The following is a 13452-nucleotide window of genomic DNA, read 5'->3' on the forward strand; positions in this document are numbered from 1 at the left end:
GGGGCCGCAGCCGTCGCGAGAGGTGGCGGCCCGCAGCCCGCGGCACGAGACCACGTTCTGGTTGAACGAACGTTCGATCAACCCGCTCGGACCGGCGCCCGCTCCGCCGCACGCTCGGCCGCACTGCGACGGCAGCGGCGCCGGCTCCGCCGCACGAGGGGCCGCAGCGGTCGCGGAGCCGGCGGCCAGCAGCCCTCAGCCGAGAACCACGATTTGGTTGAACGAACGTTCGATCAACCCGTGCGCCGACTGGCGCACCCTCGGCCGCACGCTCGGCCGTTCCGCCACGGCAGCGACACCGGATCCGCCGCACGAGGGGCCGCAGCGGTCGCCGAGACGGCAGCCCGCAGCCCGCAGCCCGCAGCCGAGGACCACGATCTGGTTGGACGAACGTTCGATCAACCCGCGTTCCGACCAGCGCCGGCTCCACCACACGCCCAGAGGCGCGGAAGGCCCCAGAGGCATCCACGCTCCGGTGGTACGCACGTTCGACCACCGCACTGCGGCAGGGGTCGGGGCGCACCGCCGCCGGCCCGGGCTCACCGGGGTCCCGGCACGCTCGACCGGTCGGGGCGCCCGGTGTGGGGTCCGGCCGGCTCAGACCAGGGCGCCGTCGAGCACGGTCGGGGTGCCGCGCAGGAACGTCGCCACGACCCGGCCGGGCAGCTCCATGCCGCGGTAGGGGGTGTTGCGCGACAGCGACGCCGACGTCGCGGGGTCGACGACGCGGCGTACGGCGGGGTCGTAGAGCACGACGTTGGCCGGGGCGCCGACCGTGAGGGGCTGACCGTGCTCGGCGAGGCGGCCGATCCGCGCGGGCGCGGCCGACATGCGCTCGGCGACGCCGGCCCAGTCGAGCAGCCCGGTGTCGACCATCGTCTCCTGCACGATCGACAGCGCGGTCTCGAGGCCCAGCATGCCGAAGGCCGCCGCGGCCCACTCGCAGTCCTTGTCCTCGTGGGGGTGCGGGGCGTGGTCGGTGGCCACGACGTCGATCGTGCCGTCGGCCAGTCCGGCGCGCAGCGCCTCGACGTCGGCCGCGGTGCGCAGCGGCGGGTTGACCTTGTAGATCGGGTCGTAGGTCGCGGCGAGCTCGTCGGTGAGGAGCAGGTGGTGGGGGCACACCTCGGCGGTGACCTCCCAGCCGCCCTCGCGCGCGGCGCGGGCCTTGGCCTCGCGCACGATCTGCACCGACCCGGCGGTCGAGACGTGGCACACGTGCAGCCGCGAGCCGACGTGGGCGGCCAGCAGGCAGTCGCGGGCGATGATCGCCTCCTCGGCCACCGCCGGCCAACCGGTGAGGCCGAGGCGGCCCGAGAGCTCGCCCTCGTTCATCTGCGCACCCTCGGTCAGGCGCGGCTCCTGGGCGTGCTGGGCGACGACGCCGTCGAAGGCCTTGACGTACTCCAGCGCGCGCCGCATCAGCACCGCGTCGCTCACGCACCGGCCGTCGTCGGAGAAGACCCGCACCCGGGCGGCGGAGTCGGCCATCGCGCCGAGCTCGGCCAGCCGCTCGCCGGCCAGCCCGACGGTGACCGCGCCGACCGGGAAGACGTCGCAGTGACCGGCCTCGCGGCCCAGGCGCCACACCTGCTCGACGACGCCGGCGGTGTCGGCGACCGGCTCGGTGTTGGCCATGGCGTGCACGGCGGTGAAGCCGCCCATCGCCGCGGCACGGGTGCCGGTGTCGACGGTCTCGGCGTCCTCCCGGCCCGGCTCGCGCAGGTGGGTGTGCAGGTCGACCAGTCCGGGCAGCGCGAGGAGGCCGGTGGCGTCGACCACCGTCGCGCCGTCGGCCCCGGGGCCGGCGGCCAGGTCGGGACCGACCGCGGCCACCACGCCGTCGGCGAGCAGCAGGTCGGTGGTCTCGCCGCCGAGGATCGAGGCGTTGCGGAGCAGGTACGTCGTCACGCGGGTGCGCTTTCTGTCGGGAGGAGCGGAGCGTCGGCGGAGAGGTCGGCGCCACTGAGGAGGAGGTAGAGCACCGCCATCCGCACGGCCACGCCGTTGGTGACCTGCTCGACGATGACCGAGCGCGGGGAGTCGGCGACGTCGGCGGTGATCTCCATGCCGCGCACCATGGGGCCGGGGTGCATCACGATGGCGTGGTCCTGCAGCGTGGCCATCCGGCGACCGTCGAGGCCGTAGCGCCGCGAGTACTCGCGCGGGGTCGGGAAGAAGCCCCCGCTCATCCGCTCGCGCTGCACGCGCAGCATCATCACGGCGTCGGCCTTCGGCAGCACCGCGTCGAGGTCGTAGGACGTCTCGACCGGCCACGAGCCGACGCCCACCGGCATCAGCGTCGGGGGCGCCACGAGCGTGACCTCGGCGCCGAGGGTCTGCAGCAGCAGCGCGTTGGAGCGTGCGACCCGGCTGTGCAGGACGTCGCCCACGATCGCCACCCGCCGCCCGTCGAGACCGCCGCCGTCGGCCGCGCCGAGGTGGCGGGTGAGGGTGAAGGCGTCGAGGAGCGCCTGGGTGGGGTGCTCGTGGGTGCCGTCGCCGGCGTTGACCACGCTGGAGCGGACCCAGCCGGAGTGGGCGAGGCGGTGGGGTGCGCCGCTGGCGCCGTGGCGCACCACCACGGCGTCGGCCCCCATCGCCTCCAGGGTCAGCGCGGTGTCCTTGAGGCTCTCGCCCTTGGACACGCTGGAGCCCTTGGCGGCGAAGTTGATGACGTCGGCGCTGAGGCGCTTGGCCGCGGCCTCGAAGGAGATGCGGGTGCGGGTGGAGTCCTCGAAGAAGAGGTTGACCACGGTGCGCCCGCGAAGAGCGGGGAGCTTCTTGATCGGCCGGTCGGCCAGCGAGCGGAGCTCGGCCGCTGTGCGGAGCACCAGCTCCGCGTCGTCGCGGGTCAGGTCGGCCGCGCTGAGCAGGTGCCGCTTCACGCCCGCACCTCCGTGCCGCCGGTCTGGTCGCTCCGGCCGGGGGGCGGCCCGGTGATCGTGACCGCGTCGAGGTCGTCGACGCCCTCGAGTCTCACGCTGACGCGCTCGACCAGCGAGGTGGGCAGGTTCTTGCCCACGAAGTCGGCCCGGATGGGCAGCTCGCGGTGACCGCGGTCGACCAGCACGGCCAGCCGCACCGCGCGCGGGCGGCCGATGTCGCCGAGGGCGTCGAGCGCCGCGCGGATGGTGCGCCCGGAGAAGAGCACGTCGTCGACCAGCACCACGGTGCGCCCGTCGATGCCGCCGGGCGGGATCTGGGTGGGGAGCAGCGCACGGGCCGGCTTGAGGCGCAGGTCGTCGCGGTACATCGTGACGTCGAGCGAGCCCACCGGCACCTCGATGCCCTCGACCGCGGCGAGACGCTCGGCGATGCGCTGCGCCAGCGGCACGCCACGGCTCGGGATGCCCAGCAGGACGAGGTCGGCGCCGCCCTTGTTGCGCTCGAGGATCTCGTGGGAGATCCGGGTCAGGGCCCGGGCGATGTCACGGGCGTCGAGGACGACGCGGCCTCCGGCCGTCGGGTCGTCGGGTGCTGCAGGCTGGGCGCACACGGTGCCGCCGGACCTCCTTCTCCGCCTCACGGGACGGCTCGTTAAAGGATGTCGATCGGCGCCGACCCTAGCAGCCGCGGGGTCCGACGCCACGACGTCGGACCCCGCGGCCCGCAGGTGCTCCAGGGCTCCGGGCCCCGGGCCGGATCAGGCCTCGGCGATGTCGAGCAGGACCTTGCCGACGGCGCCACCCTCGACGGCGTCGTGCGCGGCGCCCGTCTCCTCCAGCGGGTAGTGGTGCAGCGGCACGCCGGCCTCCGCACCCACGCGCAGGGCACCGGCGGACACGGCCGCGGTGACGTCCTCGGCGGCGGCCTGCACGAGGTCGGCGCCCAGGGTGTAGAGGAGCAGGCCCTGGAGGCGCAGGTTCTTGGCGAAGGTGGCCCGCACCGGCACGGTCGCCTCGGCCCCGCCGTTGTCGGCGTAGTAGGCCAGGGTGCCGCGGTTGCGGAGCACCTCGACGTCGAGGCCGACGTTCTGCGCCAGGGCCACCTCCACGACCAGGTCGACGCCCTCGGGCACGACCGCGCGGATCTCGGCGGCGGCGTCGGAGGTGCGGTAGTTGACGATGTGGTGGGCGCCGGCCGCGCGGGCCAGGTCGGCCTTCTCCTCACCGCTGACCGTGGTGACCACGGTGGCGCCGGCCCAGACGGCCAGCTGGATCGCGGCGTTGCCCACCGCACCGGCCCCGCCGGCGACCAGCACGGTCTGTCCGGCCATCGAGCCCGGTGCCAGACGCGCGGTGGTCTCCCCCGCGGTGAGCGCCCGGTGGGCGGTGACCGCCGGGACGCCGAGGGAGGCACCGAGGTCGAAGGACGCGCCCTCGGGCAGCGGCACGACGCGCTCGGCGAGCTGCACGGTGTGCTGGGTCGACGTACCGAGGCCGCGACCCGACTGGGCCAGCACCAGCCAGACCCGGTCGCCCACGGCGTGGGTGGTGACACCCTCGCCGACGGCGTCGACGACGCCGGCACCGTCCTGACCAGGGGCGACCTCGGTGAAGTCGCCGTTCATGCCGTTGGCGCGGAACTTCCAGTCCGTGGGGTTGACCCCCGCCCGCACCAGGCGGACCCGGACCTCGCCGGGCCCGGGCTCGGGCAGGTCGCGCTCGACGACCTCGAGGACGGAGGAGGGACCGGGCTTGCTGTAGACGACTGCTCGCATGGAGGGCGTAGCGCCCCGGGCGCGGGACTTGTTCCCGTGGAGGGCCTCAGGCCCCTGCCGCGCCCCCGTGGCCGGTGGCGGTGTCCGCCGGGCTCACAGGGTCGCGGCCATGCCGGCGCAGGCGGTGAGCCAGGCGCGGCGCGTCTCCTGGGACAACCGGGCGTAGGGCACGACGGAGCCGGAGACGAGCGCGGGGTCGTAGGGCACGCGGTAGACCGCGCGGGTGCGCTGCTCGTAGACGTCGACGAGGTCGCGCGCCAGCGCCGCGTCGACCTTCGGGGAGGGGTCGGAGAGCACGGTCACCGTCTTGTGCTTGAGGTCGGGGTGACCGGCGTCCTGGAGGGCGTCGAGCATCCACAGCCCGCTGTAGCCGGTGTCCTCCCGCACGGTGCTGGTGACCACCAGCAGGTCGGCGGCCGCGGCTGCGGCCAGCCAGTTCTCGGCGCGCATGTTGTTGCCGGTGTCGACGAGCAGGATCCGGTAGAAGCGCTCGAGCAGCCCGTGGACGGCGGCGAAGTCGTCGGCGCGGATCGTGCCGGTGACGTCGGCCCGCTCGTCGGAGGCCAGCACGTCGAAGTGGGCGTCGCCCTGGGTGCGGACGTAGGACCCCAGGTCGCCGATGCGCGACTGCGCGACGTCGTCGAAGCGGCCGAGGTCGCCGAGCAGCTCCCGGGTGGTGTTGCGGTGGTGGCCGCGGGTGCCCCGGATGCCCAGCGTGCCCCGGGTCTCGTTGTTGTCCCAGGCCACGACTCCGCCGCCCCGCACGGTGCCGAAGGTGTAGCCCGCCGCCAGCACGCCGGTGGTCTTGGCGGCCCCGCCCTTGGGGTTGACGAAGGCGATGGTGCGCGGGCCCGAGAGCTCGCGCTGCACCGCGGCGCGGTCGCGCTCGTGGGCGGCCTCCGCGCGGCCCATCGCCGGGCTGAGGAGTCCACCGCTCCACCGGCGCACCCGTCCGCGCCAGCCCCACGTGGCCGGCCCGTGGTCGGCGACGTCGGCGCGGCGGTCGAGGAAGTCGGTGGCCGACATGAAGCGTCGCGGCTGCGCCGGTACGCCGCCGGCGCCCGCCTCGCCCGCGGTGGCCGGCGGAGCGGTCGGCGCGACGGTCGGCGCGACGGTCGGCGCCGGGCCGGCCGGCGGGCCCACGGGCGGGCCAGCAGGCGGGCCAGCGGGCCGGGAGGACGGTGGCGGGGCCGGCGAGGTGGCCGGGGAGGCCGGTGGTGGCGAGGTCGGCGTCCACTGCGGCGGACCCACGGCCGGCGGGGGGCCGGCAGGGACTCGGTCTGCGTCCCTCACGGGGTCGGCCGACGGGTCGGACGGAGACACGTCGGGCGGAGTGGCCAGGTGATCGGCCAAGGGGTCGGTCAGGGGGTCACCCAGGGGGTCGGCCAGGGGGTCGGCCAGGTGGTCGGTGACCGGGGAGCCGTCGCCCGGGGGCGGGCCGCTGCGGTCGGGGGTCGGCGCACGGTCGGCGGCGTGGGCCGCGAGGTCCTCCGGCCGGTGGAGCCGGTCGCTGGTGTCGGCGGACTCGTGGCGCGACCCGGGCGGGGTCCCGGGCTGGGGCCCGGGCTGCGGTCCGGGCTGGGTCGCGGGCCGGGGGTCGTGCGGCTGCTGCTGCGTCATGGGTCCTCCGAGAGACGGGGCGGCGTGCCGGTTTCCTTCCCTCGACCCGCCCGTGTCACACCCGCTCGTGCCGCAGCTGCCGGCGCCCTGGCCGTGGTGCCTAGCCCAGGGTGACCTCGACGACCACGTCGTCCTCGTCGAGGAGCAGGTTGACCCGGTCGGGGCGGAAGTCGAGGGTGCGCATCGTGCCCGGGCGCAGCAGGCGGTGGGGGCGGCCGGCGGCGTCGAGCTCGCCGACGGCGTCGGTGGCGGTGAGGCCGACGAGCCCGGTCGGCGGGGTCGGGTCGACCGGCGGGGGCGTGGAGGTCATCGCCCCAGCATGCCCGGTGCGGCGACCGGGTCGGCCCGACCCCGCGGTCCCGGCGACGTCAGCGTGAGAGGTGACGCGCGCGGGCGAAGCAGAAGAGCCCGTAGCAGCCGATGCCGACGGCGATGACGCCGAGCATCACGGGGCCGTAGGGCTGCTGCAGCACCTTGTGGAGGGCCTGGTCGAGCCCGCCGGACTTCTTGGCCTGGTGGGTGTAGGCGGCGTAGAGGAAGAGTCCGCCGACGATGCCGATGGCGACGCCCTTGGCGGCGTAGCCCGCCTTGCCGAACCAGATGTAGGCCGTCCCGGCCTCACCGCTCTTGCCCTCCGCGGTGAGGTGCTCGCGGAACTTCTCGGTCCAGGCACGCACGATCTGACCCACGCCGTAGGCGATGACGAGCACGCCGGCGAGGCCGACCATGAACTGCCCACCCGACATGTTCATCACCGTGGCGGTGGTGTCGTCGGAGCCGCCCTTGGAGCCCGATCCGGTGGCGACCTGGACGGCGCTCCACCCGATCACCGCGTAGATGACGCCCTTGAGCACCGACGAGGCCCGCTTGAGCCAGAGGTCCTTGCCCTCCTCGCCGCGGTGCCCCCCGACGGCCTCGAGGACGCGCCACACGACGAGCAGCAGCATGCCGATCGCGATCAGCCAGATCGCCAGCTTGCCGAAGGGCTCGTCGGTCAGCTGCTGCAGCGCGCCCGTGCTCGACGCCGAGCCGCTCTGGTCGCCCAGCGCGAGCTGGAGCGCGATCCAGGCGATCATCAGGTGCACCACGCCGTAGGCGACGAGACCCGCGCGCACGGCGTGGTCGAGCCAGTCGCTCGACTCGGCCCGGTCGGTGGCGTCGCCAGCCTTGCGCGTCATCTCTCCCATGGAGGCTGAACCTAGACCCTCCGGGACCCTCCGCGCCCGGGTCCTGGGCCACCTGTGAGGGTGAGGCCCTCGCGCCGTCCGACCCGGGGGCGCCCGCGCCGGCTCAGGACAGGTCGCCCAGGGCGGTCTCGACGGCGCGGTGGAAGGTCGGGTAGGCGTAGATCATCGTGCGCATCACCTCGACCGGCACCTCGGCGTGCACCGCCAGCGCGAGCAGGCCGAGGATCTCCCCACCGGCGGGACCCATGGCGGTGGCCCCCACCAGCACACCGCGGTCGGCGTCCTCGACCACCTTGACCAGTCCGCGGCCGCCGGGGCCGTGGGTGAAGCCGCGCGAGGACTGCTCGAGCGGGGCGCTGCCCGTGCGCACGCGCAGGCCGGCGTCGCGGGCCTGCTGCTCGGTGAGGCCCACGCCGCCGACCTCGGGATCGGTGAAGGTGGTGTGGGGCACGGCGTGGTAGCGGGCCGCCGGGCCCTCCTCGCCGGTGATGTCGCGGGTCGCGATCGCCGACTGGTACATCGACACGTGGGTGAAGGCCCCGTGGCCGGTGATGTCGCCGATGGCCCACAGCCGGTCGCCCGCCCGCAGGCGCTCGTCGACCTCGATCGTGCGGGCGGTGGGGTCGAGGCCGACCGTCTCCAGCCCCAGGTCGTCGAGGTTGGGGGTGCGCCCGGCCGCCACGAGCAGCTTGTCGGCCACGAGACGCTCGCCCTCCTCCCCGTCGAGGACGAGGGTGAAGGCGCCCTCGGCGTAGGAGACCGAGGTGGTCTCGACGCCGGTCATCACCCGGATCCCCTCGGCGGCGAAGACCTCCTCCAGCAGCCGCCCGGCCTCGGGCTCGTCGCCGGGCACCAGACGCTCGCCGTGCTGCACGATCGTCACGCGCACCCCGAAGCGGGCGAGCACCTGGGCCATCTCGCAGCCGATCGGCCCGCCGCCGAGCACGACGGCCGAGCCCGGGAGCTCGGTGAGGCGCACGACGTCGCGGTTGGTCCAGTACGGCGTGCCCGCGAGCCCGTCGATGGGCAGCTCCGCGGGGCGGGTGCCGGTGTTGAGCACGACGCCGCGCTGGGCGACGTAGGTGGTGCGGCCGCCGTCGGGAGCCTCGACGACCACCCGACCGGTGCCGTCGAGGCGGCCGACGCCGTGGACCACCGTGGCGCCGGCGTCGACGAGCCGGTCCACCGCGACCTGGTCGTCCCAGCCGGTGGTGGCCTCGGTGTCGATGCGGCGGGCCACCGGCGACCACGACGGCACGACGGTCGCATCGCCGGCCAGCTCGCCGACGCGGTGGGCCTCGGCGAGCGCGTCGGAGGCGCGCACCATCATCTTGGTGGGGATGCAGCCGTAGTAGGGGCACTCGCCGCCGACGAGGTGCTTGTCGACGGCCACGACCCGCAGCCCCGCCTGCGCCGCACCCGTGGCGAGGGCCTCGCCCCCGGGGCCGAGGCCGATGACGACGAGGTCGACGCTCACTTCTTCGCTCATGGCGCCAGCCTGCCCGCCTTGGCGGGCCCACGGATCACCCGATCGTGGGACCCGGGCGGGGGCGGCCGCCGAGGGCGGTCGTGGCGCTCAGACCAGGGAGGCCTTGTCGCGCATGACCGCGCCCAGGACGCCGTTGACGAAGGACGGCGACTCGTCGGTCGACAGGTCGCGCACCAGGGCCATGGCCTCGGAGACGGCCACCGGGTCGGGCACGTCGTCGGCCCACAGCAGCTCGAAGACGCCCAGGCGCAGCACGTTGCGGTCGACGGCCGGCATCCGGTCGAGGGTCCAGCCCTCGGAGTAGGTCGCGAGCAACTCGTCGATGCGGGCCTGGTGCTCGACCACGCCCCGCACGAGCTCACCGGTGTAGGCGTGCTGCGGGCCCTCGCCGTCGGCGACGGCGCGCTCGAGGTGCTCCAGGGGAGCCTCGCTGCGCATCTCGGCGGCGAAGAGCACGTCCAGCGCCCGCTTGCGGGCCTTGGAGCGGGCCGCCATCAGGACTTGACGCGACCGAGGTAGGAGGAGTCGCGGGTGTCGACCTTGACCTTCTCGCCCTGGTTGATGAAGAGCGGCACCTGGATCTCGTGGCCGGTCTCGAGCGTGGCCGGCTTGGTGCGGCCGGTGGCGCTGTCACCGGCCAGGCCGGGCTCGGTGAAGGTGATGACGAGCTCGACCGAGGCGGGGAGCTCGACGAAGAGCACGCGGCCCTCGTTGGTGGCCACGATGGCCTCCTGGTTCTCCAGGAGGAAGTTCGCGCCGTCGCCGAGGATCTCCGGGGCGACCTCGAGCTGGTCGTAGGTGGCGACGTCCATGAAGACGAACGAGGTGCCGTCGTTGTAGAGGTACTGCATGGTGCGGCGGTCGACGGTCGCGGTCTCGACCTTGGTGCCGGCGTTGAAGGTCTTGTCGACGTTCTTGCCCGACTCGACGTTGCGCAGCTTGGTGCGCACGAAGGCGGGGCCCTTGCCGGGCTTCACGTGCTGGAACTCGACGACAGCCCAGAGCTGACCGTCGATGTTGAGAACCATGCCGTTCTTGAGGTCGTTGGTCGATGCCATCTGCGCGGTTCAGCCTCACTGCGTCGGGGAGTCGGAGTGTCGCCCGAGGCGTCTCGGACGAACGCCTGAGTCTACCGGGCGCGGACCGCAGCCCCGCACTCGGCGGTGGGGCCGGTCAGCCGGCGCTGCTGCGCGCGACGACCTCGAGCGCCACGCGGTAGCCGTCGACACCGAGGCCCTTGACCACCTCGACGGCGTGCGGGGTGACCACCGAGTGGTGGCGGAACTCCTCGGGCCGGGCGTGGGGGTCGGAGATGTGCACCTCCACCAGGGGTGCGGTCAGCTGGGCGCAGGCGTCGTAGACGGCGTAGGAGTAGTGCGTCCACGCCGCGGCGTTGAGCACCACCGGGTGGCCGTCGTCGGCCGCGGCGTTGAGCCAGTCGACCATCACGCCCTCGTGGTTGGTCTGGCGCACCTCGACCTCGAGCCCGAGGTCGCGGCCCCACTCGACGCACAGCGTGGCGAGCTCGGCGTGGGTGGTGGAGCCGTAGATCTCCGGCTGACGCTTGCCGAGCCGGCCGAGGTTGGGCCCGTTGAGCACGAGGACGCTCATGCGCCCTCTCCCGTGGTGGCCGTGCTCCCCGCGTCGGTCGTGATGGCGGCGAAGGCCGCCCGCAGGTCGGCGTCGGAGGGCCCGGCGAGCACGCGCGGTCGCGCGACGTCGTCGAGCACCACGAAGCGCAGCTGGTCGCCGCGCGTCTTCTTGTCGACCCGCATCGTGGCCAGCAGGTCGTCGTACGCCGCCCCGGCGTAGCCGGTGGGCAGGCCCACCCGGGCGAGCACGCTGCGGTGCCGCTCGACGACGGCTGCAGGCAGGCTGCCCGCGCGGTGCGCCAGCTCGGCGACGAACACGCAGCCGATCGCGACGGCCTCGCCGTGACGGATGGCGTAGCCCTCGGCGCGCTCGATGGCGTGGCCGAGGGTGTGGCCGTAGTTGAGCACCTCGCGACCGGGGTGGCCGTCGGCCCCGCCGGTCTCGCGCAGGTCGGCCACGACGACGTCGACCTTGACGCGGATGGCGCGCTCGACGAGCTCGCGCAGCACCGGCGAGCCTGCGACCAGGTCGGCGGGGTCGGTGGCCTCCACCAGGTCCAGGATGACCGGGTCGGCCACGAAGCCGCACTTGACGACCTCGCCGAGCCCTGCGACGAGCTCCTCGCGGGGCAGCCCCTCGAGCAGGGCCAGGTCGCACAGCACGCCGGCGGGCTCGTGGAAGGCGCCGACGAGGTTCTTGCCCGCCGCGGTGTTGATGCCGGTCTTGCCGCCCACGGCGGCGTCGACCATCGCCAGCAGCGTGGTCGGCACGTGCACGACCCGCACGCCGCGCAGCCAGCTGGCCGCGACGAAGCCGCCCAGGTCGGTGGTGGCGCCGCCGCCGAAGGTGACGACGGCGTCGGAGCGGGTGAAGCCCGCCGCGCCGAGCGCCTCCCAGACGTCGACCAGCACGCCGGCGGTCTTGGCGGCCTCGCCCTCGGGCAGGCCCAGCGCCAGGACGTCGTGGTGGGGCCGCAGCGCGTCGACGACGGGCTGGGCGAGCTCGCCGAGGGCCCCGGCGTAGAGGAACGCCACGCGCTGCACGCCGGGGCCGAGCAGGTCGTGGAGGCGGTCGGTGACCCGGTGGCCCACCACCACGTCGTAGGGCGACGCGCCGCCGACGTGCAGCACCGTCAGGTCGGACGATCGGGTCGGGTCGGGTGTCGGGCCGTCGGTCGGGTCGGTCACGGCAGGAGCTCCTCGATCGCGTCGGCGACCTGGTCGGGGGTGCGGGCGTCGGTGTCGACGACGTGGGTGGCGACGGCCTCGTACACGGGCGTGCGCTCCTCGAGCAGCTGTTTCATCCGTCCGCGCACGTTGCCCATGAGCATCGGTCGGGCGACCCCGAGGCCGACCCGGGAGGCCGCGTCGGCGAGCCCCACGCGCAGGAAGACGACCACGTGGCCGGCGAGCAGGGCGCGGGTGTCCTCGCGCAGCACCGCTCCCCCGCCGAGGGCCAGCACGCCGGGGTGCTCGGCGAGCGCGGCGGCGACGGCCGCGGCCTCGAGGTCGCGGAAGTGCTGCTCCCCGTCGTCGACGAAGATGTCGGAGATCGCGCGCTGCTCGGCGGCCTCGACGTCACGGTCGGTGTCGCGGACCCCGACGCCCCAGCGGGCGCCCAGCAGGTCGGCGACGGTGGTCTTGCCCGCGCCCATGGGCCCCACGAGCACGACGCGGGGACGGACGGCGGGGCTGCCTGCGCTCACCGGTAGGTCAGTGCGTCGAGGTAGGTCTCGACGTTGCGCCGGGTCTCCGACAGCGCGTCGCCGCCGAACTTCTCCAGCAGCGCCTCGGCCACGACGAGGGCGACCATGGCCTCCGCGACGATGCCGGCGGCCGGCACGGCGCAGACGTCGGAGCGCTGGTGGTGGGCCACCGCCTCCTCGCCGGTGGCGACGTCGACGGTGCGCAGCGCGCGGGGCACGGTGGCGATCGGCTTCATGGCCGCGCGCACGCGCAGCACCTCGCCGGTGGTCATGCCGCCCTCGGTGCCCCCGGAGCGGCCGCTCGTGCGGCGGATGCCCTCGGGGGTGGGCACGATCTCGTCGTGGGCCAGCGACCCGGGGGTGGCGGCCAGGGCGAAGCCGTCGCCGACCTCGACGCCCTTGATGGCCTGGATGCCCATGAGCGCTCCGGCCAGGCGCGAGTCGAGGCGCCGGTCCCAGTGGACGTGGGAGCCCAGGCCCGGCGGGAGTCCGTGCACGACCACCTCGACGACGCCGCCGAGGGTGTCGCCGTCCTTGTGGGCCTGGTCGATCCGCGCCACCATCGCCTCGCTCGTCGCAGGGTCGAGGCAGCGCACGGGGTCGGCGTCGAGGCGCTCGAGGTCGCCCTCACCCGGCCACAGCCCGTCGGGGGCGCGCACGCCGCCGAGCTCGATGACGTGGGAGAGGATGGTGGCACCGCAGGCCTGGGCCAGGAAGTTGCTGGCCACGCGGCCGAGCGCGACCCGGGCGGCGGTCTCGCGGGCCGAGGCCCGCTCCAGGATCGGGCGGGCGTCGGGGAAGTCGTACTTCTGCATGCCCGCCAGGTCGGCGTGACCGGGACGGGGCCGGGTGAGCGGCGCGTTGCGGGCCAGCGAGGCCAGCTCCTCGGCGTCGACCGGGTCGGCCGACATGACCTTCTCCCACTTGGGCCACTCGGTGTTGCCGACGATGATCGCGACCGGTCCGCCCTGGGTCTCCCCGTGGCGCACGCCACCGGTGATCGTCACCTGGTCCTGCTCGAACTTCATCCGCGCGCCGCGGCCGTAGCCGAGACGGCGGCGGGCCAGGGAGTCGGCGATGTCGTCGCTCGTGACCTGGACGTGGGCGGGGAGCCCCTCCAGGACGGCGACCAGGGAGGGGCCGTGGGACTCGCCCGCGGTGAGCCAACGCAGCATGACGGCAGTCTCCCACGGCG

General features: G+C 74.7%; 14 protein-coding genes. All 14 read right to left on the minus strand.

Translation table 11 applies throughout. The annotated features are described in order from the left end of the window. Positions 1-597: 597 nt before the first annotated feature. The 14 genes from IR170_RS11355 to aroC all read right to left on the minus strand — a co-directional run bounded on the left by IR170_RS11355 (position 598) and on the right by aroC (position 13432). Entirely contained in the window at positions 598-1911 is a 1314-nt protein-coding gene (locus tag IR170_RS11355) for a dihydroorotase (RefSeq protein WP_193664166.1), read from the minus strand. Then, positions 1908-2888, minus strand: a complete 981-nt coding sequence (locus IR170_RS11360; RefSeq protein WP_193664168.1) for an aspartate carbamoyltransferase catalytic subunit — start codon at positions 2886-2888, stop codon at positions 1908-1910. Before IR170_RS11360 ends, IR170_RS11355 begins: the two co-directional genes overlap by 4 nt. Then, positions 2885-3499, minus strand: a complete 615-nt coding sequence (pyrR, locus tag IR170_RS11365; RefSeq protein ID WP_193664170.1) for a bifunctional pyr operon transcriptional regulator/uracil phosphoribosyltransferase PyrR — start codon at positions 3497-3499, stop codon at positions 2885-2887. Before pyrR ends, IR170_RS11360 begins: the two co-directional genes overlap by 4 nt. Before the next feature lie 147 nt (positions 3500-3646). Then, on the minus strand, positions 3647-4663 hold the full coding sequence (locus IR170_RS11370) for an NADPH:quinone reductase (protein ID WP_193664172.1): 1017 nt from the start codon (positions 4661-4663) through the stop codon (positions 3647-3649). 93 nt (positions 4664-4756) lie between these two features. Further along, a complete protein-coding gene (locus tag IR170_RS11375; RefSeq protein WP_193664174.1) occupies positions 4757-5689 on the minus strand; it encodes a MinD/ParA family ATP-binding protein in 933 nt (310 codons plus the stop codon). 694 nt (positions 5690-6383) lie between these two features. Next, complete coding sequence (locus tag IR170_RS11380; protein WP_193664176.1) at positions 6384-6593, minus strand: I78 family peptidase inhibitor; 210 nt, start codon at positions 6591-6593, stop codon at positions 6384-6386. A gap of 58 nt (positions 6594-6651) precedes the next feature. Continuing rightward, positions 6652-7470 (minus strand): DUF1206 domain-containing protein, encoded by an 819-nt coding sequence (locus tag IR170_RS11385; RefSeq protein WP_193664178.1) that lies wholly within the window; start codon positions 7468-7470, stop codon positions 6652-6654. Positions 7471-7573: 103 nt separating this feature from the next. After that, entirely contained in the window at positions 7574-8959 is a 1386-nt protein-coding gene (locus IR170_RS11390) for a dihydrolipoyl dehydrogenase family protein (protein ID WP_193664181.1), read from the minus strand. An 87-nt stretch (positions 8960-9046) separates the two neighbouring features. Continuing rightward, entirely contained in the window at positions 9047-9454 is a 408-nt protein-coding gene (gene nusB / locus IR170_RS11395) for a transcription antitermination factor NusB (protein ID WP_056862781.1), read from the minus strand. Beyond that, positions 9454-10017 carry an elongation factor P gene (efp, locus tag IR170_RS11400; protein ID WP_056862780.1) on the minus strand — a complete coding sequence of 188 codons (564 nt, stop codon included), beginning with the start codon at positions 10015-10017 and terminating at the stop codon, positions 9454-9456. The genes nusB and efp overlap by 1 nt, the downstream gene beginning before the upstream one ends. Positions 10018-10132: 115 nt before the next feature. Further along, entirely contained in the window at positions 10133-10570 is a 438-nt protein-coding gene (locus IR170_RS11405) for a type II 3-dehydroquinate dehydratase (protein ID WP_193664183.1), read from the minus strand. Continuing rightward, positions 10567-11739 carry a 3-dehydroquinate synthase gene (gene aroB, locus IR170_RS11410; RefSeq protein WP_193664185.1) on the minus strand — a complete coding sequence of 391 codons (1173 nt, stop codon included), beginning with the start codon at positions 11737-11739 and terminating at the stop codon, positions 10567-10569. Before aroB ends, IR170_RS11405 begins: the two co-directional genes overlap by 4 nt. After that, positions 11736-12257 carry a shikimate kinase gene (locus tag IR170_RS11415; RefSeq protein WP_308196067.1) on the minus strand — a complete coding sequence of 174 codons (522 nt, stop codon included), beginning with the start codon at positions 12255-12257 and terminating at the stop codon, positions 11736-11738. Before IR170_RS11415 ends, aroB begins: the two co-directional genes overlap by 4 nt. After that, positions 12254-13432, minus strand: coding sequence for a chorismate synthase (gene aroC / locus IR170_RS11420; RefSeq protein ID WP_200920109.1), 1179 nt, complete (start codon positions 13430-13432; stop codon positions 12254-12256). The genes IR170_RS11415 and aroC overlap by 4 nt, the downstream gene beginning before the upstream one ends. Positions 13433-13452 lie beyond the last annotated feature (20 nt).

Origin of the sequence: Nocardioides kribbensis (genome assembly GCF_015070375.1) — a bacterium.
Taxonomy (GTDB): domain Bacteria; phylum Actinomycetota; class Actinomycetes; order Propionibacteriales; family Nocardioidaceae; genus Nocardioides; species Nocardioides kribbensis.

Excerpts from the sequence above, each read along its gene's own strand:
- IR170_RS11385 (WP_193664178.1), bottom strand. The coding sequence starts at position 7,470 with ATGGGAGAGATGACGCGCAAGGCTGGCGACGCCACCGACCGGGCCGAG.
- efp (WP_056862780.1), bottom strand. The coding sequence starts at position 10,017 with ATGGCATCGACCAACGACCTCAAGAACGGCATGGTTCTCAACATCGAC.
- aroC (WP_200920109.1), bottom strand. The coding sequence starts at position 13,432 with ATGCTGCGTTGGCTCACCGCGGGCGAGTCCCACGGCCCCTCCCTGGTC.
- IR170_RS11405 (WP_193664183.1), bottom strand. The coding sequence starts at position 10,570 with ATGAGCGTCCTCGTGCTCAACGGGCCCAACCTCGGCCGGCTCGGCAAG.
- IR170_RS11380 (WP_193664176.1), bottom strand. The coding sequence starts at position 6,593 with ATGACCTCCACGCCCCCGCCGGTCGACCCGACCCCGCCGACCGGGCTC.
- IR170_RS11370 (WP_193664172.1), bottom strand. The coding sequence starts at position 4,663 with ATGCGAGCAGTCGTCTACAGCAAGCCCGGTCCCTCCTCCGTCCTCGAG.
- nusB (WP_056862781.1), bottom strand. The coding sequence starts at position 9,454 with ATGGCGGCCCGCTCCAAGGCCCGCAAGCGGGCGCTGGACGTGCTCTTC.
- IR170_RS11375 (WP_193664174.1), bottom strand. The coding sequence starts at position 5,689 with ATGTCGGCCACCGACTTCCTCGACCGCCGCGCCGACGTCGCCGACCAC.
- IR170_RS11390 (WP_193664181.1), bottom strand. The coding sequence starts at position 8,959 with ATGAGCGAAGAAGTGAGCGTCGACCTCGTCGTCATCGGCCTCGGCCCC.